The organism is Staphylococcus roterodami, from assembly GCA_022493055.1.
GTDB lineage: Bacteria > Bacillota > Bacilli > Staphylococcales > Staphylococcaceae > Staphylococcus > Staphylococcus singaporensis.
In genome coordinates this window covers 845427-870836 of the sequence record CP092781.1, presented here as the reverse complement: position 1 = coordinate 870836, position 25410 = coordinate 845427, and the positions used below count along the sequence as shown (strand labels likewise).

The following is a 25410-nucleotide window of genomic DNA, read 5'->3' as shown; positions in this document are numbered from 1 at the left end:
GTACCGAATATATTAAACCATTATTTAAACTTTTTTAACAGTGAAAAGCATGGGATTTTAATATACATATTTTGAAAAGTGACTATGATTTTGGTTTGAAAGATTATATTAATGGGTAAAATGCAATGAAGATTACAGAAACTTAAAGGAGTGAGTATTTATGGATAATCATAATCAATGTAATTATGTGAATCCAAAAAATGTTTCACTTGACTGGGAATGTTTTATAATTAGCAAAAGTGAAATGTTGTTAGATGGTGTACCAAATGAGCTTATCAACACTTGGTTAGATAAAGACATTATTACACCATTTTCGATAAGAAATAATGAAATAAACTTTAAAACAAAAGATATTTGGGATGCATTAATTCATCACAATTGGTATTATTCAAATTAATTTATCATATATAAACTTATAGCTCTGTTTGTAGTTTCAATTAATTGATGGTCTTTATAATGAGACAAAACATAGGCTCTAATAACTTGATGACTTTCTTCTAAGCGTGGGAATGCTTTATCTTCATTAACGTAATTTGCTAACATGCCGAAAGGTGTATTATCATTTTGAAAACTCATAATGTAATTATAAAAAGTCATATAACCATCTCTCCTACGTTTGATACGTGCTTTTTTAAAGTGTTGCTATTAATCTTATCAGAAAACTAATATTTGTAAATGTGCAAAAGTCATTTTGCACATTTTTTATTGTTCAATTTTATAAAATGTGACGGAAAATACAAAAGTTACTGCATTTAAATGCCATTTAAACCTGAAATGATAGGTTGATTCCTATTTTATTTAATAAGTTCGCTCAATTAACCAACTTTAATATTGAGCAAATAATATTTTAAAAATAACTTTACTTTTTATTTACCTTTTGCAAAATAGTGTTATGATATTCAATAAGAAGCTATATTTATATTAGTAGGTGTCAATCATGAAAAACATTCAATTAAATGCTATAAATTTAGTTATTACAATCATATTTGCTATCTTTAATATTATGATTACATATAACGAAGATTTAGATGATTTGTGTTGGCTCCTGCCTGGCATTATCATTTGCGGTTCGATACTCGTTGTATCGTTTACCATTGCAATGATTACTAAATTCTGGTTAAGTGAAATATTATTTTTTATTAACATCGTGCTCGTTCTTTATTATATTTATCCCATTTTCTATGATTTTATTAATTAACGATTACGACTTATAAGGAGGGTTTCACATGACTTTACATTTTGCAATTTTATTTTGGCTAGCATTAATTTTTATCGTTGCTGGTACATTTATATTTGTCTTAATGAAAAAAACTGCTAAAGAATCTAAAAAAGAATCTTATTTAAGTTTTGCCGTTATTTTCTATATTTTTGGATTCGCAATGTTAATTTATACATTCATTTTTGGCATTCTTTAAAAGAACATATGATAATAACAGCCAGGGACATTCACTATTGATGTCTTTGGCTGTTTTTATATACTTAATAGACATTTTATATCATCATACATTAATATTTAATATATATTTTAAGCATTCTAAGCGAATGAGACATTCATTTTAGTCTCATACTCGTTTCAATTAATTACATACATTTTTTTAACAAGGAGCTTTTAAGTGAAATTTATAAAACATACAATCATTATCCTCTTATTATTCATTGTCATTTCCCCTATTGGTGCACCTTCAACTATTGCAGATAATAAATATAAAGAAATAAAAGATGATCATTTTAAATTACAACCTGGCGACATAATTATCACTAAAGGTCCAGTTATGTGGGGATTTTTTGGCCATAGCAGTATTGCCATTGATGATAAAACCATTTTACAGATTGAGGGCCCAGGTGATAAACCTACAACACAATCCTTTGAGTCATTTAAATATATATATGCTAGCGGTAAAAACGACTGGATGAAGGTCTATCGCTGTACCTATCCTGGAGCTGGTAAAAAAGCTGCCGACTGGGTTAAGAAAAACTATGAAAACACAAACCACCGCTATCTTGTTACATTAAATTTAAATAGTAAGAACTTCACATATTGTACGAAAATAATTTATCAAGGTTATAAATTTGGTGTTAGTGAAAAATCTGTTAGAAGTCATGGTTTATTAATAATTTCTCCGTACGCTATAAAAGATAATTTTACAGATCAATATCGCTTAAAACTTGTAAAAACATATTAAAGACATTGAAAATGCGATTAATTTAGTTGGTATTTTTCAATAAATTGGGTATAACATATAAACGATGTTTCAGGAGGCCAAAGATTTGAATAAACTAACTAAAGAACAAAAATATACGATAGCTAAATTTTATAAATTATATATTGAACGCTCAAATAACGGCGATACAGAAACTAAGGCTAACTATTTTGGTGATGCTAAAAATGCACAAGAAGATTATTTTTGTGATAGGAACTACGAAAACTTTTATGCAAATTGCATAGTTCTAATTGAACAAGACTACTTGCACGGAGATATTGAAGAGGATAATATTTATAATCTTTCAATATTAACTAAAACATTTGTCGAAATTGAGCAAAGTTTTGGTTGATAACTAATACATTCGTTAAAATCAATACAACATCACTAATGAACAGGAGAACTTACTAAAATGAATGAATGGCATATCAATAACCAATCAACTCAACCATTTTTAATTCAACAAAACGAAACGCAAATGTCGATAGTAAGACCTTTGCCTAACGGTAGCTTTAAAATACTATCGGAAATTGATTTAACAAATGGTCAAATTAAGAATAATGATGAAAACTTAGTTATTTCAGTAGATATCAAATCGCTAGAGTTGAATATATTCGATAGATAAATCTAAACACAATATTTTCATTTAATTATTTTAATGTTTCACTTTTTAAATGGAAATGAGATTACTGAATTATTATGAGATTTTAAAAACATTAAATTTTCGCAATAATTAATCACTCTTAATAAAAAATTAACAAAAAGTTGATTAGTTAAATTATTAATTAAGTAGTAAGATATAATCCGATATGGTATCCTATTAATGTTAAACACTTTGAGTGTTTAACATTACTTCTTGTTATCGCCATATACAGACTTTAATTCTCGTCATTATTAAAGTTCTGTATTGGCGGTTTTTTTGTTTAAGAATTTAATTTTTTGTATATGTTTGCTAAGTAAAACTAATAATAATTGCTATTATGAGTAGCGAGTACTGTTATATATTTGTTAAATAGATCCATTCATGTGCTGATCATTTTTCTGTGGTCTATTCTTCTGGCTGTATTATGTAGATAATTTATCATTAAAGAACTACTTTTTTAGAAATTAGTATTTCTTATACATTAGTTTTGCTCATGTATTCCTATTTTTTAAGGACGCATTAGCTGGAGATAATCTGTAAGAACAACTACATAAAAAATCATGAGTAATTTTTTATCATTTCTGGCTCATTCTCTCAAAAATAGTATAAAAAAAACAGCCCTATAATGAGGACTGTTTGAATTAACTAAAATTACATTTTAACTACGTTAGCAGCTTGCTCTCCACGGTCGCCTTCAACGATGTCGAATTCAACTTTTTGGCCTTCTTCTAATGATTTGTATCCATCTTCAGCGATTGCTGAGAAGTGTACGAATACGTCACTACCATCTTCTCTTTCGATGAAACCAAAACCTTTTTCTGCATTAAACCATTTAACTGTACCGTTATTCATATCGAATACCTCCGTCGTGCTTTTGCACTAAATATTTGTAACAAATTCATAAATGAAAAGGAGAATATTCTGCAAAAATAACTCACAATTTTCTTCACGCTCTTTATTACTTACCTACCATTATACACTTCTAAATATAGAAGTAAAGCATTAATTTATTTTCTATGAAAATACATATTGTAATATATAGTAATATTCCATTTTAATACTAAATTCAAAACTTTTATATTCTGATATTAAATACACTTTGATTTGATACAATTTATTTTTTCATTTCAAATTTAATAATACTTAGTGAACTTATGAGTATATATTAAAAGTGCCACTAGCAGCAGTGGCACTTTATGCTAAGTGTCAGTAACTTTATTCTGCGTCACCTTCACTCCAAATATTTAAATGTTCTTTTTTCGCTTGTGCTTCACTTTTTCTTAGTAGTTGTTCATGTGTATTATTAGGTTTATATACATATGCAACTTTTGCTAATCCTTGACGCACTAATGCTTGGTTAACCATTTTACCATCTGCATAAATATAAGCTAATCCACGTCCATATTTATCTGTCTTTTGTCCCTTGTCAAATTCAACTTCAATTTTCTTAGCATTCTCTACCATTTTTTTCGTAAACGCACTTGCTTCAGGTCCATATTTTTCAACGCCTTTTTTAGGATGTTTCGTTTCGGGCGTATCAATTAATAACAATCTAAATGTCATTGGTTGTCCTTTGTACATTAACTTCACAGTATCACCATCAATCGCTTTGATTAATGTCGCAGGCTCTTTATGTAATTTAGTCGTTGCTGACTTGCTATATTCAGTTGCATTGCTATTTCCATCTTCATCAGTTAATTGGGAAGCTCCAGCAGTTTGATTAAAATTAGAAATTACAACTAATGTTAACACTAAGCAACTAGTAGAGAAAAATAAAAATCTTTTCGCGGTTTGCCTTTGAGAAAATTTACTTATAGCCATCACTATAAGTACTAATGAAACTATTGCCGTAAATATGCCAGCACTTAAAAAGTATTCTGTCATAACTAACACCTCTTTCTTTTTAGTTAATTTTCATATTAAACGTTAATTAAATATTTATCTACAAATTTACAATTAATTAATAAATATTTAATAAATTAACGAATATACATGTAGTTATTTATATATTTTTTGTATATTTTAGTCTCATAAATTAATGTTTTTTATCTTTCGAAAATTTAAAAAGCCTGCAACTATAAGCGTTGCAGACTTAGTTAGCGAGACAATGTAAATTTATAATGCCTCTAAATCTATATTAAAATTGATAATCTATCAATGGAATTGTCATTATTTATATGATGTCGAATAACTACGAGTTATGTAACTTTTAAATTTAATTTGATTTAGCGTTGCAAACCATTATAAACTTTATCAATTTGTTTATTGAAATATTTTTGATGCGGTTTGCTTAATGTATTCACTTTTTGCTTAGCTTTAACTCTGTCTTGCGCAGTTTGGGTATCTTTATAGTTTTCTACTAAATTTTGTGCCTCTTTAACATGATCACGTCTAATTGCACGTTTATCACGATCAGTAAAATGCGATGAGTCATTTTCACTGTAGCCATACAACATTCCTGATTTACCTCCAGCTTGATTAGTATGTAAATCATATTCAATAATGTTATCGCTTGATAGTGATTTTAGTTTATTTTTTTGTGTATACTCTTTTACTATAATTTGCTGTTCAGTTGTTATTTCAGTTTGCGTTTGTAATATTTTGTTAATATCTTGATCTTTAACTACAAAATTTGTTTCTACACTTTCAGTTATCATCGCTTTGGCATTACTTGAATTCATTAACTGTGTCGCAAATATTACACCCATTGATACTATAAATAATTTCCTTTTCATTTGTTTTTGCTCCCTAATTTTTCTAATTTTATAACCGACTTATTTACCCTGTTTTCTTCGCCATCAAAAATTATATACCAATATTTTAGAAAAAATAATTAACTTGTGATAAACAAACTATTAACAATTATCTTGAGTCTTAATTTTATCTTAATTAAAAGGAATTTTATTTAAGGTTAGTTTAAATTTGCAATTTTTAAAGTGTAATATTGATTTTATTCGTTGATAGTTGTCTACAAATCGGTAAAAAATACAGCCTACAACCTCATTGATTGCAGACTATATTTTAAATAATAGGTATTGATCATATCTCGTAAACTAAGTGTCAATTATTATACTCGTGGTGCTGGTAATATCCCATTAAATTCGGGAACGCTGTGTGTAGGACTAGTGCTTGGAACAGCATATTGATAATTTACGTTTTTGATGTTTAACGCTGGCTGAACATTTTTATGCTCATGAGATTTTGAAAATGAAAAATCTTTCTTTACACCTTTAAATACTTTATAAGCATAAAAGTATTTATAGTTATATGTTTTATTTAATTTAGAATTTTGATGAACTGAAGTTGTACTATTTTGGAAACTTGGTATATGCATGCGGTGTGAACTTTGACCATATGATGGAATAACTTTAAAACTATTTATTTGTGGTAAAACACAAAAATGATGAATTTTAATACTAGCATGTCCAGGTGTTACAAATTTATGAGCATGGTAACCAGGTACTGCAAAATGATGATTTATAATTAAAGATTGTGATGGGTGTTTGTATCTAGGCACTTGTGGTGGTTTAACAGTAAAATGCTTATTGATAGAAGTTGTTGTATGATGTATTTGTTTATGTACATGCGTTGTTGTATAAGAAGTAATAACTTTTTTGTAGTGTGATTGCGTAGTGATAAAGTGTTGGTTTACTTTGTTTTGTGTAATAAATCTATTTACCTCTGGGCCTTTAGTATCATTTGGCTTTGTAACTTTCAGTGATGCATTTCTATTTCCTGTTACATTGACACGATTATCTTTTTCTTTATATGAAGGTACAATGTTTCCTAATTTTGATTCTGGTACTGCAAAGTTTTTATCTACAATTTTACTAGCTACAGATGGATCTGCATTTTTTTTCAATTCACCTTCTGTAGCTACAAAGTTTTTGTTTACACTTTCTGTTGAAGCTTTAGCGTGATTTGAATTTATAATTTGTGTGGCAAATAGCGTGCCCATAGTTAAAACTAATAATTTCTTTTTCATCTGTCATTTCTCCTTTATATAGACTCAATATTTTTAACCAATTTAATTTCCCTGTTTAATTCACTAACAGAATTATATATCAGAATTTTATGTATAATAATTAACTTGACGTAAACGTTGTCTTAACATTTTTATTAATTTACCACTTAAAATTAATTATTGATTTTTATAGTTAAGCATAATAATTTTCTCGTAATATAAAGTGAAAAAAGTAATAGCCCACACCCTTCTTGGAATGTGGACTATATATAAGATATTCATTTAAATTTCACATGATGTATCTTTGATATATTATTGCTAGTTTAAAATATGTTACTTTTCAGCAAATTATTTACTACTTGCGACTAAGTATTTATTATTTGCCGTTATAAACTTTATTTATTTGTTTATTAAATCGTTTTTGATGCCCTTCACTTAATGTATTTACTTTTTGTTGGGCATTCAAACGGTCTTTATAACTATGTGTATCTTTATAGTTTTCTACTAATTTCTGAGCTTCCCTAACATGTTCACGCTTAATCACACGTTTTTCACGTTCAGTTAAATGAGATGAATCGATTTGACTCAAACCAACTAAAGAACCTGTTTTTCTACCAGGTAAAGCCGACGTTTCTTCAAATTCTACAACATTATTGTGAGTATGATTTGAAGTTGTTGGTGTTTGATGCGTTGTAGAGAAATTATGACTTTCACCATTTAATCCAGCCAATTGCTTCGGTGCTTTATAAACAATTTGTTCTTGAGTTTGACGCTCTACAGTAGGCATCGGAACCTGTGTTGTCGTTTCAGTATATGTAGGTGGTGGTGTTGGTTTCTTTGTTGGCGCCGAAACAACAAGTTGTTTGTTATTTGCGTTGTTAACACGTTGCTTGTGTTCAAAATCGTATTCTAATGATACAACCGGTTCTTTTTTACTTTTTTGTCTATCTAGAAATCTTGCTTTTCTTTCTTCAGCTCTTTTTTCATATTCAGCTTTTTGCTCTGCAGTTACTTCTTGTGAAACAGATTTATAATTTTGAGTATCTAAACTTCTTTTACTTCTACTACTTCTTTTTGATTCATCATTTTTAGCAGCTTCAGTGTCAGCTCTTAACTTATTTGCATTTTTTGTATTTGTTTCTTTTTCTTTTTCAGATGCTAATGTAGGAATATTTATCGGTCGTTGCTTTCCAATTTCCTCAAAAAACTCATCAATAATAGTTTCTAAATCTTCCATTTTTTCATTTAGCATTCTTGAATTAGTAGGCTGTTTATATTTTCTTTCGTAATCTTCATATCCTAAAATTAAATCTAATTTGCTATATAAATTCGTTCTTACTCCTCCAACATTTCCAAAAGTATATCCCAACATCAAAACTTTATTTTCCAACTCATTGATTTTTACATCTGCATCATGTTGTTGTTTTTCATCAAAATCTTTTAAATCCTGATAACGTTCTTGAATATTTTTTATCTCTTTCATAAACCATTCATTATTAGATTTTAATTTATCGTATATATGTTGATATCTTTCTTCAGTAAGTCCTAACATTTCATTAGTATTTGTATTTTCTTTAATATGCTTCTCTTCTCTAAAGAACTTTTTTAATGCTGCATCTTCTGCCATAAACTTCTGTTGATAAGTTTTAACGGCTTCTTTGTACTCTGGTTCATAGTATTTTTCATAATCTGCAAATGATAATGATGCAATTAGTTTCTCCAAATTTTCTTTATACATTTCTGGTGTAACGCTATTACTTCTTTTCCCAGTTAACTTCAATGACTCAGATTCATATGGATTCTTCTCCCCAGAAACCACTGCACTCGCGTGATTGCTTTCCCAAATTTGTGATACACATAATGCTCCCAATGTTAAAACTAGCAATTTTTTCTTCAACTGTATTTTCTCCTTAATTTTCCCTAATTAACAACCTACCTTTTACCCTATTTTTTCGCCAAGCCAAATTATATAACATCTACCTTTTTAAAATAATTAACTATAGATGAATTAATTATTAATTATATTCAAGCAACATTTTTGCAAAATCCAAGTAAAAAAGCCACCTGTTAAGGTAGCTTCTTTATTAATCTTTATATTTATTTAATATAATCATTATTTATTTCTTATCTTTATTTTCTTTTTTTCTTCTGAAAAGTAGTAATGATCCTAATGATGCAAGGAATCCCCAAATTAATGACGTATTCGGTGAATCATCTGAACCAGTTTCTGGTAATGGCTCTTTACTATTTTTATTTTCTTTTTTATCAGAAGAATTAACACTATCTTGAGATGTGTTCGGTGGTACTACATTACTGATTGAACCTGAGTCAGAGTCACTATCTGAATCGGAATCGCTATCTGAATCCGAGTCACTATCTGAGTCAGATCCACTTTCTGAGTCTGATCCACTATCTGAGTCGGAGTCACTTCCTGAATCAGAATCGCTATCTGAATCTGATCCACTTTCTGAGTCAGAGTTACTATCTGAGTCGGAATCGCTATCTGAATCTGAGTCACTGTCTGAGTCAGAGTCACTATCTGAATCTGAGTCACTGTCTGAATCTGAATCGCTATTTGAATCGGAATCGCTGTCTGAATCTGAGTCACTGTCTGAGTCCGAATCGCTATCTGAATCTGAATCACTGTCTGAGTCTGAGTCGCTATCTGAATCCGAGTCACTATCTGAGTCTGAATCACTGTCTGAATCGGAATCACTGTCTGAGTCTGAGTCGCTATCTGAATCTGAGTCGCTATCTGAGTCTGAGTCGCTATCTGAATCTGAGTCGCTGTCTGAGTCCGAATCACTATCTGAATCTGAATCGCTATCTGAATCGGAATCGCTGTCTGAGTCTGAATCACTGTCTGAGTCTGAGTCGCTATCTGAATCTGAATCACTGTCTGAGTCTGAATCGCTATCTGAATCGGAATCGCTGTCTGAATCTGAGTCGCTGTCTGAGTCTGAATCGCTGCCTGAATCTGAATCGCTTGCTGAATCTGAATCGCTCGCTGAATCTGAATCACTCGCCGAATCTGAATCGCTCGCTGAATCTGAATCGCTCGCTGAATCTGAATCGCTTGCTGAATCTGAACCGCTATCTGATGCTGAATCGCTCGTTGAATCCGATGTGCTATCCGAGCCTGAACCACTATCTGATCCTGAATCACTTGTTGTATCTGAATCTGAATCTTCCGGAATTGGTTCTACCTCACCAGGAACGTCTGGTTGCTCAGGAACAACTGGTTTATCAATTCCGTCTCCTGAACCTGAGCCATTGTTAAATGCAACTTCATTATCCCAAGACATTGATCGCCATACAAAATTTGAATTATAACCATATAAAGTCGAACGTAATGCCAAATCTCCAGTACTATTAGGATCAATATGTCCATTCACAACTACGATATAAGGCGTTGTAATTTGATCATCAGGCGTATTAAACTCTACTTTGTACTGATTTGGGTTAGGAAACGTAATATTTACACTACTTGTTACATCTTCAAAATCATTAGGGTTTACATAGTAACTTTCAGATAAATCTTTAGCATTATCTACTTTATATACCTTTATATCGGTATTATTTTTATCAATCAAAGCATTACTATTTGTATTTGGTTTTAAATTACCTGTTAACACTGGAGCAATTACATTATCTCCGCTTGGATTAACATAAATTGTTTGACGATACGTATTATTTGTTTTGTCAATTTGATCAATCGTACCTTTAATTGATAAATTATAAAATTGTCCATATTTTTCATAGTCAACTAATACTGTCTTACTAGCAGTATTATTACCTATACCTGTAGTCAATGTTACATTACCTGTATGCGTAACATTTTCTGGATCTATATATGCAGGCATTGTTAAGGATGCTTTAACATCATCTTTATTATTAACGTAATCTGTAAATGTATAAACAACATTACCATCACTATCAATAACACCATTTGCTAAAACTTGATCTCCCGCCATAATTGAAGGTACTTTTGCAGTAGATGTTACACCATTTAAGTTCAACTCTTTAGGTACTGTTATTTTAAATGTATCACCTTGAACAGCAGTATTTGGCACTGAAAATGCATAATTTAAATTAACATAACCTGCTTGATGAGGATAAACAGTACTTCCTGAATTGATAGCAACGGTTACATTTGTTAATTGATTAGAGATATCGCTACCACTTGCTGCATCTGCTGCCACTGCTGCTAAACTAAACGCTCTCATTCTTGGCGTACTAGCACTAGTATTAACTGCTTGTCTAACCACATCTTTGTCACTCGCATCTTTATTCTGGATAGTTGATTCATTGTTTGAAGGTGTTGTTTCAGTTGAAGTATCTTGCGTTGATGAAACATTTTCTGTGCTTGTAGAATTTTGAGGTGAATTTACAGATGATACATTTTTTGTATCATTAGAAGTCGTTGTATTACTAGTTTGATTCACTGATTCTTCTGTATTTGTTGACTGTTTTACAGTTGCATCGTTAGATTGTGTTGTTTCTTGTGTATTATTTTGATTTGCTGCAGTCGATTGTGCATCGTTTGAAGCTGTCGTTTCATTTACTGTTGTAGTTGTATGTTCAGCTGTTGTCGATGTCACTTCTTTAGCAGTTGTCGTATTTGCTTATTGGGTTGCTTCTTGTTGTGCTGTGCTTTGCGCTACCTCTGATTCGCCATTATTTGTATTTGTAGTCGTTGTATTTGCGTTGTTCGTTTGAGGTGCTGCATTTACATTGCTCGAATCTTTACTTTTGTCTTCGCTACTCGTACTGTCTGATTGCGTTACACTATTTTCACTTGCATCCGCTTCTTTACTACTAAGTAGTCCAAAGCCTATTAGTGTTCCTAAAAGAACTGAAGCCACGCCAAGTGAATTTTTCCGAATTGCGTGTTTTTCTTTTTTCTTCATATCCATTATATTCCCTCTTTTAACATTTCATTTTATATTAAGTGTATACCCATTTAAGATATATTTAATCTATATTGTTGCAATTATACACCTTTATTGTACGATAGCAATTATTTTGATTATTACTTTAATTGCAATTAATTTTTTTATTCCTTACGCTAAAAATGACTGATTGAATATTTATGAATACATTTTCTTCTTAAAAATAAAAACAACAACACATCATTGTATTGTACGTAATTTACAATGTTGCATTGTTCCTTTTTATCAATTGAACCTTACATTATTCAAACGCTGATGAATAATGTATGATACCATTCTTGTCTTCTAATTCATTTTTCTTCAGTTCTTTAATTAAAAATGCTTCATCTGGAACACCTTCAAATGGTGGATATATTTTATATTTACTTGCACGTTTATATCCGAGATTTGCGTAATATGATGGCCATCCTAGCACGCTTATAAATTTATAACCTTTCATTAAAGCTAATTCTTCTAAGGATGCAATTAATTGTGTTCCAATTCCATTATTTTGATGATTAATATCGACAGCAACTGGTGCTAGTACTAAACCTATTTCTCGATTGTCTTCTGTATCAAGATACACATCACTTAATAGAGCATGTCCAACTACTTTATCATCTATAGTTGCAACCAATTCTAAATTCGAATCATATTCATGGCTTTGTCGTATTTTGTCGACTAACTCTGATTCGTTGCCATATCCATGTTCAGTATTTTCAAATGCTATTCTAATTAATTGATCTACCTGAGCAAAGTCCTGTTTGTTAATTTTTCTTATCTTCATTTATATTTCTCCTACTTTTTCTACTTTATTTAAAGGATCCCATCATTTGCGTTAAAATACAGTACTAATTACTTTGTTTCAAAAATCATTTTGATTTTGAAAGTTAAAATATAATATATTATACTTTAAAATAATCGAATGCTTATTCTCTCCATCATAGTAATCATACTAACTATGTACACTGCTTTGTCAGCTCATTCAAAAATTACTACATATCATTTTCAGTAATGCTTTATTTGTTATAATTCAACAACATGTGGCTTTACATTTACATCATGATTTGCGATAGCTTCTATACAATTAGGATCATTTGCCATCATTTTAATCCAGTTGAGCGACTGTTGTGCTTCTTTTTTATCAACTAAAACCCCAGGTAAAATGTTTTCTTCCCATGATTTAGCTGCATATCCTACATCTGAAGTAAGTAAAAGATATTTGTCACTGTTTTCATTTTTAATAATTGTTGAAACAAGCCCTTTACTGTGACCTGGTACCCAAACCATTGTAATCGTACCATCACCAAATAAATCAAATGATTTCTTTTTAGGACCTAAGTCACTATCACTAAATTTAAATGTTTCAAGGTTTACACCTTTCCATTCATGAGGCAAGTAATGTAATTTATCATTTAAAATAGCCGCATGTTCTTCCTCACTAAGTATAATTTTCTTAGCCTGTTTTACTAATCTCAAACCATCAGCATGGTCGCAATGCATATGACTCATTACAACATAATCTATATCACTCGGTTTATAACCTAGTTTAATTAATTGTTCATGTATAGCTTGGCCTTCAGGTAGTTCAGCTTTATTAACTGGATATTGGAATAATAAATTTTTCAGCTGGTGTTTTCGATTATCTGTATGCCATCCTGTATCAATTAATATTAATCCTTTAGGATGTTCAATCAAATATGCAGAAACTGGTAATTTAACTTGATGCTTTTTCGATCTAAACATCTCCGTCCAAGCTAATGGAGGATTACTTTCATAACCAAATGGTAATGCTTCATCAACAATTACTTTACCTGTGTGTAATACGTGTACTTTTATTTTGTCATTCATTTACTTATCATCCTTTACTAAAAGTTTTTTAATCTCATTTATATGTGTAATTAAAACCTTAGTATCTGATTTAGATAATTTGAGTTTTTCCTCTAAACCTTTATAAAGCAGTAGTTGCCTGTTTTTATAAAATGAAATTCCAAATTCTGTTAACACCACTACTTTTTCCCTTTTATCTTTTGAACTTATTTTTTTTACAAATCCTTTTTCTTCCATCTTCTTAATTCGCTTAGAAATAGCCGTTTTAAAAACACCTTGTCTTTCAGCAATTTCTTTCATAGTCATCTGCTTATTTTCAAAGAGTAATTTAAATACACCCATCTGTTCCCTAGAAATTTCAATATTCTGTTCTTCTATCACTTCATTAATAACTTTACTTAATTCAATAAACCCTAAATGCAGTTCATTAAATTGCTCAAATCTTTCATTGTCCATAAATACCTCCCTTGAAAATAATTGTACTAACTTATTCAAATAGTACACCTAGGTGTACTAAAATGCAATGAAAGAGTTTTAAAGGTGAAAATTAATAGCAATAGTGCTTTTGTGATGAATCTTTTTTTGTACCAAATTAATTACCAACGTTTCTTACATTCTTAAAAATCAAAGATTGTTCATATTATTACTCATATTATTTATCAAATGTTAAATCCAGCACAATAAGTTGAATTAATTTATTTTAATAAGTACAAATTTCCAATAAATCAAACATCTACATTTAAACTTTTCGATAATTCACTATTTTTTATAAATAGTAATATATTTTTATCAACAAAAGATATATAATATTAGTAATTATAGTTGTATTAATTTATTGCAACAATACATAGAATCATTATTACATTAATTATTTAATATCATCTTAGAAACTCACACATACCAATTTTGTTTAATTACTCAAAATGACAATTCATTTAGAGTTTTTAAAATAAATCTTTGCGAAATAAAGGAGACATGTTAAATGAAAAAGGTAATGGGGATATTATTAGCAAGTACACTTATCTTAGGTGCTTGTGGACATCATCATGATAGTGCAAAAAAAGAGAGCACTAGTCACAAAAAGAAAGAAAATGACAATGAAGAATTAAATGAAGAACTTAAAGAATTTAAAAGCAAAAAAAATATGGATATAAAAATTAAAGGCGATACTATTGTTAGTGACAAATTTGAAGCTAAAATAAAAGAACCGTTTATCATCAATGAAAAAGATGAGAAAAAGAAATATATCGCTTTTAAAATGGAAATTACTGCTAAAAAAGACGATAAAGATTTAAATCCATCTTCTATTTCTCATGACTATATTAATATCACTCAAGATGATAAAAATACAGTAAATAAATTAAGAGATGGTTATCTTTTAAGTGATAAAAAATATAAAGATTGGACAGAACATAACCAAGATCAAATTAAAAAAGGCAAAACTGCACAAGCCATGTTTATCTATGAGTTAAGAGGTGATGGAAATATTAATTTAAATGTCCATAAATACTCAGAAGATAAAACAGTTGATTCTAAATCATTCAAATTTAGTAAACTTAAAACCGAAGATTTTTCTCATAGAGCGGAAACAAGAGAAGAAGTAGAAAAGAAAGAAAAAGAATATGAAGAAGAGTACAAAAAAGAACAAGTACGAGAGAAAGAGAAAGAAAAAGAAAAGCAAAAAGATGATGACCACAGTGATTTAAATGAAGTATAAATTTGATTGGTTGATTGTCTTACATTCAGCGATTTAATTTTTGGATAAACTGACGTATTTATAGCTTAGATAACATGATTCTATAATGAAAATATGTCGACTACAAATTAATTATGAAACTACAATTTAATAGCTAAACATATAAAAAAGAGTAGCTTGCCTACTCTTTTTTGTTGTTTAGGGAGATGTAAATTAAACTGTTTACATTTCATTATCTGGTACCTATTCTCCACTTAGATATCCCATTACGTGAATCATATTTTCATTTTCTACCACAATTTTACCAATTGTATTTTCTTCGCTTTAATATTAAATATATAATTAAACTTATACAAATAAAAATCATATTAATCGATAGCGTGGTGTTTATTAAAGAATTTTCATTTCCACTTATTATGGTAATTGGTAACAACGTTGTATATATTTGAAATACTTCAGCATTATTTACAGCACCAATCATAAATTGCTTAATTGAACCGTTGTTTAAATTTATCGAAATAAATAATATTGAATATGTAAAAATAACTAAAACTAAGGATGACAAATATGCTAATGAGCCTAATTTATAATTATTTATATTTCGGAAAATCAATAATAATACAATATTCAAAGTATAAAAACTCATCAACGAAATTAGCTTTGCTAATATATTTAGGTTATCGTAATTAACATATAATAAATAGAATATAAAATTATTTACTATATACAATAAAGAATGGATAATCAAAATAGTATTAATATTAAATTTTAGCGTGTAGTAGAAATAATATTTTCTAGAGTAAATCAAATTATACATATCATACAGTGAGTATACTATTAATAGTGAAGTAGAAATCATTATCCAAACGCCATGAATCATATCTAATTTGTTATTATCCCAAAAAACGAATAAAATTTTAAATATAATTTCTAACAAAAATACAAGCAAATAAGGTAAAATAATTCTGTTTTCTATATGTTTAATTAAAGTAACCATTTTTTACACTCTCCTTGTAAATATTATTTATAGACTTTTGATATCTACTTGTTAATGATTCTGTTTTTTCATGAATTAAAATTTCCCCATTATTCATAATAATAATCTCATTAAATAAGTCATCCATATCTTGTACAAGATGGGTACTAATAATTGCTATACTATTGTTTTTACGACCATTTTTAATTAATTCAATTAATATATCCCTTGTAATAGGATCAACTGTTGCTAATGGTTCATCAAAAACATATAAATCTACGTCTTGTGCTAAAGAAAAAATTAAATGAAGTTGTTCTTTCATCCCCTTAGAAAAATCAGAAATTTTTTGATTAAAATCTAAATTTAGTTCATTTAACATTTTTATAGCTCTATCCACGTTAAATTCAGCATAAAGATTTTTAAAATCTTTCAAACATGTATTTATTGTTAAATTCTCAGGTATATACTCTTTGTCTGGTAATAAAAAATATGTAAATTCGTCATTATTTATTTCACCTTCATATTTTTGATAATAATCTGTTAAAATATTAAAAAATGTAGTTTTGCCAGCTCCATTAGGCCCTAACAAACCAATGATTTGATTTTCTTGATTAATATTTAAATTAATATTCTCTAGAATATAATTCTTACCAAACCTGAAAGAAATGTTTTTAAGTTTTATCATTTACACTACTCCTCATATAAAAATCATTTGCGAATTACAACATACTAATGCAACTAAATTTTAATCACTTTTTATTTTCTCACTCTTATTTAGAATTTTTTAATTACAATCTATCGAAAATAATACTGTTAATTATATTGTTACACTTTATTTAAAAAAATTAAAGAAATACATACTTTTTTATTTTTCGAATTAAACAATATACTAATTTTTTAAAAAACTGTGATTGTAGTTAAAACAATAAATCTTAATGTAATATGAATATCTTATTTTCAAAGTCCACTTTTTTTAAAATCCATCATATATTTTTAAATTTTTTCGATATTTTTTCATTAATTCACACATGTTACACAAACATACTCTACACAGCAACACTAGGTATTTCTCGCTATTATAAATCTGGGATTAATATTTCAAAATACTTACTTTTTCCTTATAACGCTCTAATACAGGTTCATTTTTCACTTTCAACTGAATTCTATCTATTACGTTTGATAGATTTGAGTAGAAGTCTTTTACATCTTTTGTTGTGTGAGGAATTGCAAAATCTGCATATTTTCTTCCAGTAAAGTTTCTTAAATTTATAGTTTCATTTTAATTTATATCCTCGTCTATTTTTAAAACTAAATCATATCTACATGATTCTTCTTCGACAATTTGAGGATTATCTAATGCTACGCCTAATATTTTATTGGTCTTAACATATCTCCTATAACCATTTTCTCTAATCCTCTCTTTTAATCTTCACATCATTTCAAAATTATTATTACTATCATATTCACCTTTATTTCTAACAAAAACTACATTTCAATTGTCTGAAAATTCGATTTTATAGTTCGTTTTAGCACCTACAACAGGCTAAACCTAGTTGAAATTAATTATAATATGCATATAAAATTATTTTATCTATAAAAAAACGCTAAACCACATAGGAGTAGCGCTTATAATAGTTAATTATTCAACTTTTTGAATAGTAGTTTTATTAAAGTCTAGGGCATATTTAAGTCCATATCCTATTGTTCTATCCATACTAATATGAGCCAACCATATTAAAGATATTTGTAATATCGTTTCTTCATTTGTAAGTAAATATAACAAAGTAATTATGATTGGTAGAACGTAAGTATGACCCAAATTATATATCTTACTTCCAATATCTTTATTAACAGCATACCCAATCATAGAAATATCTGGAACTAATAAAAAAATTAAAAGTATCCATAGTGAAAAATCAAAGATAAAATAAACACTGATAACTGTAATGAAGACACATGCATTTTCTAATTTTATTAGATTACTCATGTAATCCCCCTTTATTTGCATTTTTCATTTAAACTATATCATTATTCGAGTATTTATACTATAATGTGTAAATTTTGGTGTATTTTCACTATTCCTTAAAACCATTTCTCTAACAATGATTATTGGTGTCACCACATACATTTATAATTTATCTGTTAATATACTGTTCCACCTACCGAGTAAATTGCATGTTTTAGTCGATTGCTTGTCTTTATGGGAACTTCCAATGGTGTTCTATAACCTAAAGATTTTTTAGGATGATGATTGATTTTTTGAGCAACCCTGATGATATGATTGTCTGTTACTAAATTGAAATTTAGTTCTTTATCTAATCCACTGCGTCTAAGTATTCCGTTAGAATGTTCATTTAAACCTCGCTGTGATGGCGTGCATGGATCAGCAAAAAATATAGATATATCGTGACAGTTGCATATTGTTTTCCAGTTTGAGAACTCCTTACTACAATCAAAAAGTAATTGATTTAAATATATGAGAAAGTAAAGCTGCATACATTAAGTGCAGAGCGTTTTCTTTATCAGTTTCTTTACGACCTAAGGAGCGTAAGGTGATTATCATCTTGGATACTCTCTCTACCAGAGTAATGATTGCACTACCATGATAACGACCAACAATAATATCACCTTCAAGATGCCCAAACTCCATATTGAACAAAGGAAATTCTTCTATCCTTTCAGAAATATATCCTTTAAAAGTCTGTCTTCCTCTTTTTTCAAAATGACCATTTGACTTAAACTTACGTTTCATAGATAAATCATGTACAGCAAAAAAATTCTCTTTAAACATTCTGTAAAGGGTTTTAACAGAACAATCAATCGTGTGTCCACCTTTGCCAATAATAATATCAGATTACAAAAACTTGAATTTATTGTTTAGTATGTTATGTTGACTATGGGAATGTAATTTTGTGATTGGGAGTAAATATAGAGCAAAGGAGTTTTAATATTGAAATTGAATAAAACATTTGGAATATTGATAATGAGTGCTCTACTCCTTTCAACTTCGACACCTTTAGCAAGCGCGCAAAATATTACCCAAAATAACGAAAATACAAATAATAAGCAAGTTACTGAAAAATCAAATGCAGATGATAAAGCATTAGATGAATTATTTAAAAATCCAGAAAGAACTAGCAAAAAAACTATAGATAACTTACCATCTAATTTAAAAGAAGGCACATCTGAAAGAGTTGGTGGATCATACGCTGTTAAAAAAGGCATAAAAGCTATGATTAAAAATAAAAAAGCTGTGTTTAATGGTGTAAAAGAAATCAGTCCTCGTGCCGGAAAATCATTGGAAAAAAGATGGGATAAATATGTAAATCCCGCATTGAATAATGTATTAAAACAAGAAGAGGCTACATGGGGAAATGTACAAGGACAAGTTTCACAAGCATTGATGGGAACTGGTATTAAAGATTCTACTGCAAGAAGCATAGGGTTTTGGGTTTCCCAAGTTGGTCAAGCATTAATATAAAAAGAGTGTGATAAAATGAATAATGAAGAATTAGAAATGAGATTGTTATTAATGAAACAATCAATAGAACAATTACAAGAAGAACTAGCGCCTAACTTAAAAACTAGAGATTTAGTGTTATTAAGATATATGTATTCATATAAAGAAATTAATATGCTAGATTCTTACTTGTTCCAATTGGCTACAAATAAAGAGCAAATAACAAAAAAACAATTTAAAACAAAATTGGAAAACATTAGAGAAGTACCAGAAATACCTATTAGACAAGTTAATGATATATTAGAAGGTTATAAAAATAGTGAGTTATATGTTGTGTTGATAAATAGCATCCTAAAATAAAAATAAACATACTAAGTTTAGCTATGAAGGAATCTATGACGATAGATTTTTTCATAGCTATTTTTTTGTAATTATTAAGAGGAGTAGCCTGTTCAGACTCTTGGATTTAATCCGTGGTATGTGAATAGCTAAGAAACATATACTAATATTTTATTATTTATATAAGTGTGATATCGTTTAAGTAGTTAAACAATATCTATTGAATGGAGGTAGTTATGTTTAAAATTCATGATGAGACATATATTAAAAGAACAATAAAATTTTTAGTTACAATATTAATAATTTTCTTAGTTACCTTTATTTTAGCCATTATATTTAGCCCTTCTACTGAAACCATAAAAAATCTATCAAAAGGGATACCCAGTAATGTAGACAATGCAGTAGGTTTAGAAAAAGTTTGGGAATATATACTAAATAATGGAATTAAAGTTCCTGTTCAAATGCTAATATTAGCATTTATTCCAATCCCTTTTTTATATTATTTAAATGTTATAGTTACAGCGATTCTTCCTGCTATAGCTTTAGGTTTTGTAATTAATTTTGATGTTTATAAAGGGAGTATGATGACTTTATCTTCAATACCTCACTTTTTCATAGAAATATTAGCTTTTTGCTTTGTTGCTAGCGGACTCTTTAAAGTTAACCAAGCAATAACTAGAAAAAGCATCAACTTATTTAGAAAAAATAAAAAAGATAATTTATCTTTAAAATTAGCTATACTCAACTTATTGAAAATATATGTATTTATTGCTTTACCTCTATTTGTAATAGCAACTTTTCTCGAGAATTATTTATCTAAATTTATATTTGATCTACTAACATAAAATAACAAGCCCACTACGATTTGAAATGCTCCCTTCAATGTCTACTTTAAAGGGAGCATTTCATGCTTTTCTTAACTACTACTTCTTTTATTTCCGTCTTGTTAACTATTGCTGATTGTGTAAATAGGTGTAAGTTTCTTTAGCAGTTAAAATAGCATCGTCCATTATCTCATGTTTCTTGCTTTGATATATTCGTTCGCTTTTTTTCAGATTACAATAGACTATCTGACACATGTGTGTATTATTCCAGCTATAACCGGGATTTATAGCGCTATGAGTAACATTAATTTAGATACTCATTAGTAAAACGCTCTTGTTTAGGCGTTAATTTCTCCTTCAAATTACTCTATATTTTCTATAATTTTATCTAATTAACATCTCAAATCTTGGCTTATCTCTTTATAACTACACCCACTTAGTGACGTATCAAAAATGAAAACTTCTTTTTCAGTAGCCATTTATCCAATTATGTGTAGACAATTCATTCAAGCGTAGCTAAAATCACAGATAAGTCGTATAGATTAAAAAATCTTTCACCTAAGAAGGAAATTACTTAACAATCAATTTTGTACATTCCTATACAATCATTTATGTACATTTTTATATTGACATATATAACATGGAGAATTTTTTGCGTATAAAGAAGTTTCTTCATGAACAATGTTGAATGTAAAACTCAGAATCCAACTTTTTTGACACTTATTTGACACACATCCCTTTCCCCTTATATCTCAAAAATTAATTCATAATCACTTATTACTTTTTCCTCCATAAAATAAACAGCTATACAAACACTGCTATATCAATACTCACAACAATTTCTGCAATGCTTTATCCCCTGAAAAACACATAATAAAAAAGCCCACAACCACAAAGGCTGCAGGCTATCTAAATGGAGACGGCGGGAGTTCATTAAAGCGTTTATCTATTAATGTTAAAATCTCTATAAGTATTGTCATATCAACGTTTACATTGTCTAATCAGTTGTGTGTATAATGTTAAAATTGAAAAAACAAAAGAAATTTGTGCACTCAAGGTCACTTCATAATTAACGTATTCAATTACGTTTTCACTGCCTGCAATGTGTGAGAACATTGCTATAATATTTTTATATCTGCATTTTTGTTTTTAACATTTCAATTTCTGTTTCACTTATAAACGAAAATGATATAGCCTCTTTGTTAACTCTTTTTATTTCTTCAATAGATATTAAATTGTTTTCTAATAACATTTCATATTCCTTAATAAGCGTGGTGCCTGTTACAGTTCTATTATCAGTATTAATTAAATATGGAATCTGGTATTTTCTCAGTAATGGTAAATCTAATTCATTTAAGCTTTTAATTGCTTTAGTTTGTAGATTACTTTTAGGGCATATTTCTAGTAAAACATTACTTTTAGCGAAATCCTTAATGTCATCTTTATTTTTAAATAAAGCAACCCCATGTCCAATTCTTTTTGCACCTAATTTTACAGAATCATACACATTTTTTGCACATCCACATTCTCCAGCATGCAAAGTGATATTAAGGTTATTATTTCGCGCAAACTCTATTGCTACTTTGTGTTTTTCTATTGAATTATCTTCTTCACTTCCAGCCAAATCTACTCCTACAATTAATTTTTTTAACTCCTTATTTTCCATAATATTTTTAAATATTTCTATATTCTGTATGTTACTGTGATGTTTCATCCCGCAAATAATTAATCTAGTAATTACATCATATTTACTTTCTGCTATCTTTACCCCTTTACATACTGAAAGTAATACTTCTAAAATAGACAACCCTTTTTGAGTATGCAATTTAGGCGCAAATCTAATTTCCATATATTTTATACCATCGTTATTTGCTTGTTGGACTACATCTATAACACTGTCGACCAAACTATTTTCTGTTTGCATAACTTTTAATATTTCATCAAATGATTCCAAATATTGATCCAAATTTTCACAATATCGACTAACCATTACTTTATTAAAATCTATATCAATGTTTTGATCATAACTTTGTTTTTTCAAAAATCCATAGCTAACAGACCCATCTAAATGACAATGTAACTCAATTTTAGGGATTGATGCTATTTTACTTTTATCAGTCACATTCACCACTCCAATTAACATTTAAATTTAATATATTATATAACATAGACAATACAAGTAAAAACCCTTTTTCACACTTCATTTTGAAAAAAATGTATTTTCTGCTCGATTTATAACCGCATAAAAACACTTATCTTCCTTACGTCAATTTAACGCATTAAATTATGGATATGATTGTCTTATAATATCATTCGAATTAACAAGACCCAAATTTGGGGGCTGCCAATCACTGTTGTTTAATAACTCCAGCAAGTTCTGCTAATTCTTTGTTCTCATGAATTGGTGTACTTTGTTGATTAGTTTTCCTCTTTTATACATGCTTGTTTTATGAATGCCCTAAAACGGCCAAAAGGTTATTATATCAAGGGTTATAGCCATTTTAACATTTGAGATTTTTTCATAACCTCGCCCTTTGCGTCATTAAGTGACCCTTTTTTTGCCCTTATTTTATAGCGGTTTTGATAAGGATAGTATAGTATTCCATATGAATAATGGTTCTAACTTCTCGTATGATTTATTTTACACAAGATACGGCCTTCCAGAAAGCTTCTTAAAAATTTACAAAGATAATAAAACTGTTGATTCAACACAATTTCATCTAGATGTCGAAATTTCAAATAGATGATTCCAATTATTATAGTTTTAGTTCACTGTAAATAATCGCACTTCTATATTAATAGAAAGTGCGGTTTAATCTTTATATATGCATACTAAAAAAGCAAGTACCGAAGTACCTGCCTACTACTCACGATTTCAACTTGAGAGAGAAATGTTAAATAAAATTCTGTTAAAAGCATATCACATCTTATATTTAAATGTAAATAAAAAAGCAGGTGTTGTAACTCACCTGCTTAAAAAGACATGACCATATTAGTTTAACTGATTTCTCCCCATAAGTCACCTAATATCTGATTAGGCGGGGCAGAACCATTCCATGTTCTAATAGGCAAGTAATAACGTTGCCCCTCCCGTTTATATAATACCCGTAAATAGCCTAACTATAACTAATTCATGCAATTTTACAAAGCTCAAAATTGAGTTCTGCGTTAAATTTATAGTCTTTTCATCTGGCGTTTTAGTTTCACCATTTGAAGTTATGTGTTCTTTTGTGCGTTCCGGTTCAGGGAGGGTTGCGATTTCGTATAAAATACTTGCGCCCGTATATCCCGCTGGTGGGGCATTTAATTCTGAATTTTCAGCTATTTTCATAAATCTATTAGCTGATGATTTGCTTAATCCAATTTTTCAAGCCATAGCCTAAATTCTCCATGCACCAAATTATTCTCTTTAACATGTTTCAATCTTCGACCAATCTCAAAAATCGATTGACCAGCGATGTTTAAAGCCATATTTCAAGGCGCCACATTTACAGTTAAAGTATATTTGTATTTGTACGTGGTTCCCATTCCCCACTGCAACACAGGGCGTTTCTCAGCGTCTTAAAATAAAAAAACGCCACTCGTAAGTGACGTATGAATAAAATACCTAACTAGTTTTGTTTGTTTGGTTTGCATTGATTTTTTTATATAGATATTTATATATAGCAATAACAATTATAAGTAAAATAGGTAATAATATAAGAATTAATGGTAATAAATCTTTATCCCATTTATTAAACATATCTATAATTGTAAAATCTGTATGTTTATATAATCTAAGTGCAAATCCTACACATAAAACATATAGATATACACAAGAAGAATAAAATACAGTTGGGTGTTTTTCTCTAAAACTGCATTTACATTCGTCTTCATCACAATTACAACTTTTCAATGATAAACTTGTAAGTTTACTAATAGCATTAAAACATAAAAAGATAATTAAAGTAATACCTAACATAACTAATGATGAAAATATTAGAAGTTTAGGTATGGGCGTAGTATTTAAGTTTTTTCCAATCAATTGTATTTCTTGAAAGCCACCAAACACCCCAAATATAATAGAAGCGAATATACCAAGAATTGCTACAAATTCGGTATATATACTGTTTTTTATATCACTAATCTCTTTAACTCTTTCATTCGCAATTGAAATATTATTCTCTAATTGAATTAAATTCTCTTGTATATAGTCTTTTTGGATTTTTGCTAAATCAATATGTTTAACTAATTTATTGCAATATTTTTTAGCGCTTTCTTGACTTAAAAATCCACCCTTATTTATTGCTTTTTCGAGTTTTTCCAAATTTGCATCAATTAATTCAGAGTCAATTTGTTTTTCTCCTATACTATAAACACTTTTGGTAATAATATCATATTTTTTTTGCTCTTTGTTTATCTCATTTTTCCATATTAAAGTTAAAAAAATAGCTTCTTCACTGGAAAATGAAACTTGATCTATCAATCTACTTACTATAAACAATTCTATTTCTTCTTTTTTTCAGCATTTCCTTCATCGTATTCTATAACTAATTTTCTAACTTCT

Annotated in this window: 25 protein-coding genes and 3 pseudogenes; 11 read left to right on the top strand and 17 right to left on the bottom strand. The window is 28.9% G+C overall.

What is annotated here, in order from left to right; genetic code table 11:
- Positions 1 to 160 precede the first annotated feature (160 nt).
- Positions 161 to 397: a hypothetical protein gene (locus ML436_04235; protein ID UMT78948.1), complete on the top strand. Its 237-nt coding sequence runs from the start codon at positions 161 to 163 to the stop codon at positions 395 to 397.
- Here the strand turns inward: ML436_04235 and ML436_04230 are convergent.
- A complete protein-coding gene (locus tag ML436_04230; protein ID UMT78947.1) occupies positions 394 to 597 on the bottom strand; it encodes a sterile alpha motif-like domain-containing protein in 204 nt (67 codons plus the stop codon). The two genes, ML436_04235 and ML436_04230, sit on opposite strands and share 4 nt — an antisense overlap.
- A 340-nt stretch (positions 598 to 937) precedes the next feature.
- Between ML436_04230 and ML436_04225 the strand changes: the two genes are divergently transcribed.
- The 5 genes from ML436_04225 (at position 938) to ML436_04205 (ending at position 2826) form a co-directional block, all read left to right on the top strand.
- On the top strand, positions 938 to 1198 hold the full coding sequence (locus ML436_04225; GenBank protein ID UMT78946.1) for a hypothetical protein: 261 nt from the start codon (positions 938 to 940) through the stop codon (positions 1196 to 1198).
- A gap of 28 nt (positions 1199 to 1226) precedes the next feature.
- A complete protein-coding gene (locus ML436_04220; protein UMT78945.1) occupies positions 1227 to 1415 on the top strand; it encodes a hypothetical protein in 189 nt (62 codons plus the stop codon).
- 198 nt (positions 1416 to 1613) lie between these two features.
- Positions 1614 to 2183 (top strand): hypothetical protein, encoded by a 570-nt coding sequence (locus ML436_04215; protein ID UMT78944.1) that lies wholly within the window; start codon positions 1614 to 1616, stop codon positions 2181 to 2183.
- 85 nt (positions 2184 to 2268) lie between these two features.
- A complete protein-coding gene (locus tag ML436_04210; GenBank protein UMT78943.1) occupies positions 2269 to 2553 on the top strand; it encodes a hypothetical protein in 285 nt (94 codons plus the stop codon).
- Between the two features lie 60 nt (positions 2554 to 2613).
- A complete protein-coding gene (locus ML436_04205; GenBank protein UMT78942.1) occupies positions 2614 to 2826 on the top strand; it encodes a hypothetical protein in 213 nt (70 codons plus the stop codon).
- 669 nt (positions 2827 to 3495) lie between these two features.
- On the opposite strand, the gene ML436_04200 is transcribed toward ML436_04205, so the two are convergent.
- From ML436_04200 to ML436_04160, 9 genes and pseudogenes are all read right to left on the bottom strand, one after another.
- Positions 3496 to 3696 carry a cold-shock protein gene (locus ML436_04200; GenBank protein UMT78941.1) on the bottom strand — a complete coding sequence of 67 codons (201 nt, stop codon included), beginning with the start codon at positions 3694 to 3696 and terminating at the stop codon, positions 3496 to 3498.
- A 363-nt stretch (positions 3697 to 4059) separates the two neighbouring features.
- Positions 4060 to 4728: a thermonuclease family protein gene (locus ML436_04195; protein UMT78940.1), complete on the bottom strand. Its 669-nt coding sequence runs from the start codon at positions 4726 to 4728 to the stop codon at positions 4060 to 4062.
- A gap of 341 nt (positions 4729 to 5069) precedes the next feature.
- Positions 5070 to 5579, bottom strand: coding sequence for a hypothetical protein (locus tag ML436_04190; GenBank protein UMT78939.1), 510 nt, complete (start codon positions 5577 to 5579; stop codon positions 5070 to 5072).
- Between the two features lie 332 nt (positions 5580 to 5911).
- Entirely contained in the window at positions 5912 to 6829 is a 918-nt protein-coding gene (locus ML436_04185; GenBank protein ID UMT78938.1) for a hypothetical protein, read from the bottom strand.
- A 355-nt stretch (positions 6830 to 7184) separates the two neighbouring features.
- A complete protein-coding gene (gene vwb / locus ML436_04180) occupies positions 7185 to 8705 on the bottom strand; it encodes a von Willebrand factor binding protein Vwb (GenBank protein UMT78937.1) in 1521 nt (506 codons plus the stop codon).
- Between the two features lie 220 nt (positions 8706 to 8925).
- Positions 8926 to 11724 (bottom strand): annotated as a pseudogene (gene clfA / locus ML436_04175) (MSCRAMM family adhesin clumping factor ClfA).
- 277 nt (positions 11725 to 12001) lie between these two features.
- Positions 12002 to 12526: an N-acetyltransferase gene (locus ML436_04170; GenBank protein ID UMT78936.1), complete on the bottom strand. Its 525-nt coding sequence runs from the start codon at positions 12524 to 12526 to the stop codon at positions 12002 to 12004.
- Between the two features lie 239 nt (positions 12527 to 12765).
- Positions 12766 to 13590, bottom strand: coding sequence for an N-acyl homoserine lactonase family protein (locus ML436_04165; GenBank protein ID UMT78935.1), 825 nt, complete (start codon positions 13588 to 13590; stop codon positions 12766 to 12768).
- A complete protein-coding gene (locus ML436_04160) occupies positions 13591 to 14025 on the bottom strand; it encodes a winged helix DNA-binding protein (protein UMT78934.1) in 435 nt (144 codons plus the stop codon).
- Positions 14026 to 14551: 526 nt separating this feature from the next.
- Here ML436_04160 and ML436_04155 point away from each other — a divergent pair.
- Positions 14552 to 15286, top strand: a complete 735-nt coding sequence (locus ML436_04155; GenBank protein ID UMT78933.1) for a DUF5067 domain-containing protein — start codon at positions 14552 to 14554, stop codon at positions 15284 to 15286.
- Between the two features lie 959 nt (positions 15287 to 16245).
- On the opposite strand, the gene ML436_04150 is transcribed toward ML436_04155, so the two are convergent.
- The 3 genes from ML436_04150 to ML436_04140 form a co-directional block, all read right to left on the bottom strand.
- A complete protein-coding gene (locus ML436_04150; protein UMT78932.1) occupies positions 16246 to 16926 on the bottom strand; it encodes an ABC transporter ATP-binding protein in 681 nt (226 codons plus the stop codon).
- Positions 16927 to 17880: 954 nt separating this feature from the next.
- Positions 17881 to 18228, bottom strand: a complete 348-nt coding sequence (locus ML436_04145) for a DUF4260 domain-containing protein (GenBank protein ID UMT78931.1) — start codon at positions 18226 to 18228, stop codon at positions 17881 to 17883.
- A gap of 465 nt (positions 18229 to 18693) precedes the next feature.
- Positions 18694 to 18993, bottom strand: a complete 300-nt coding sequence (locus tag ML436_04140; protein UMT78930.1) for a hypothetical protein — start codon at positions 18991 to 18993, stop codon at positions 18694 to 18696.
- Positions 18994 to 19191: 198 nt separating this feature from the next.
- Here ML436_04140 and ML436_04135 point away from each other — a divergent pair, with 198 nt between their 5' ends.
- The 3 genes from ML436_04135 (at position 19192) to ML436_04125 (ending at position 20885) form a co-directional block, all read left to right on the top strand.
- Positions 19192 to 19722 carry a hypothetical protein gene (locus ML436_04135; protein UMT78929.1) on the top strand — a complete coding sequence of 177 codons (531 nt, stop codon included), beginning with the start codon at positions 19192 to 19194 and terminating at the stop codon, positions 19720 to 19722.
- A 15-nt stretch (positions 19723 to 19737) separates the two neighbouring features.
- Complete coding sequence (locus ML436_04130; GenBank protein ID UMT78928.1) at positions 19738 to 20061, top strand: hypothetical protein; 324 nt, start codon at positions 19738 to 19740, stop codon at positions 20059 to 20061.
- 215 nt (positions 20062 to 20276) lie between these two features.
- Complete coding sequence (locus ML436_04125; protein UMT78927.1) at positions 20277 to 20885, top strand: stage II sporulation protein M; 609 nt, start codon at positions 20277 to 20279, stop codon at positions 20883 to 20885.
- Positions 20886 to 21993: 1108 nt separating this feature from the next.
- Here the strand turns inward: ML436_04125 and add are convergent.
- Positions 21994 to 22986, bottom strand: coding sequence for an adenosine deaminase (gene add / locus ML436_04120; protein ID UMT78926.1), 993 nt, complete (start codon positions 22984 to 22986; stop codon positions 21994 to 21996).
- A 445-nt stretch (positions 22987 to 23431) separates the two neighbouring features.
- Between add and ML436_04115 the strand changes: the two are divergent.
- Positions 23432 to 23611, top strand: a pseudogene (locus ML436_04115) (exotoxin).
- Between the two features lie 250 nt (positions 23612 to 23861).
- Here the strand turns inward: ML436_04115 and ML436_04110 are convergent.
- The 3 genes and pseudogenes from ML436_04110 to ML436_04100 all read right to left on the bottom strand — a co-directional run bounded on the left by ML436_04110 (position 23862) and on the right by ML436_04100 (position 25347).
- Positions 23862 to 23981 (bottom strand): annotated as a pseudogene (locus ML436_04110) (hypothetical protein).
- Positions 23959 to 24195, bottom strand: coding sequence for a hypothetical protein (locus tag ML436_04105; GenBank protein UMT78925.1), 237 nt, complete (start codon positions 24193 to 24195; stop codon positions 23959 to 23961). The pseudogene ML436_04110 and the gene ML436_04105 overlap by 23 nt, the downstream one beginning before the upstream one ends.
- A gap of 276 nt (positions 24196 to 24471) precedes the next feature.
- A complete protein-coding gene (locus tag ML436_04100; protein UMT78924.1) occupies positions 24472 to 25347 on the bottom strand; it encodes a hypothetical protein in 876 nt (291 codons plus the stop codon).
- Between the last annotated feature and the right edge of the window lie 63 nt (positions 25348 to 25410).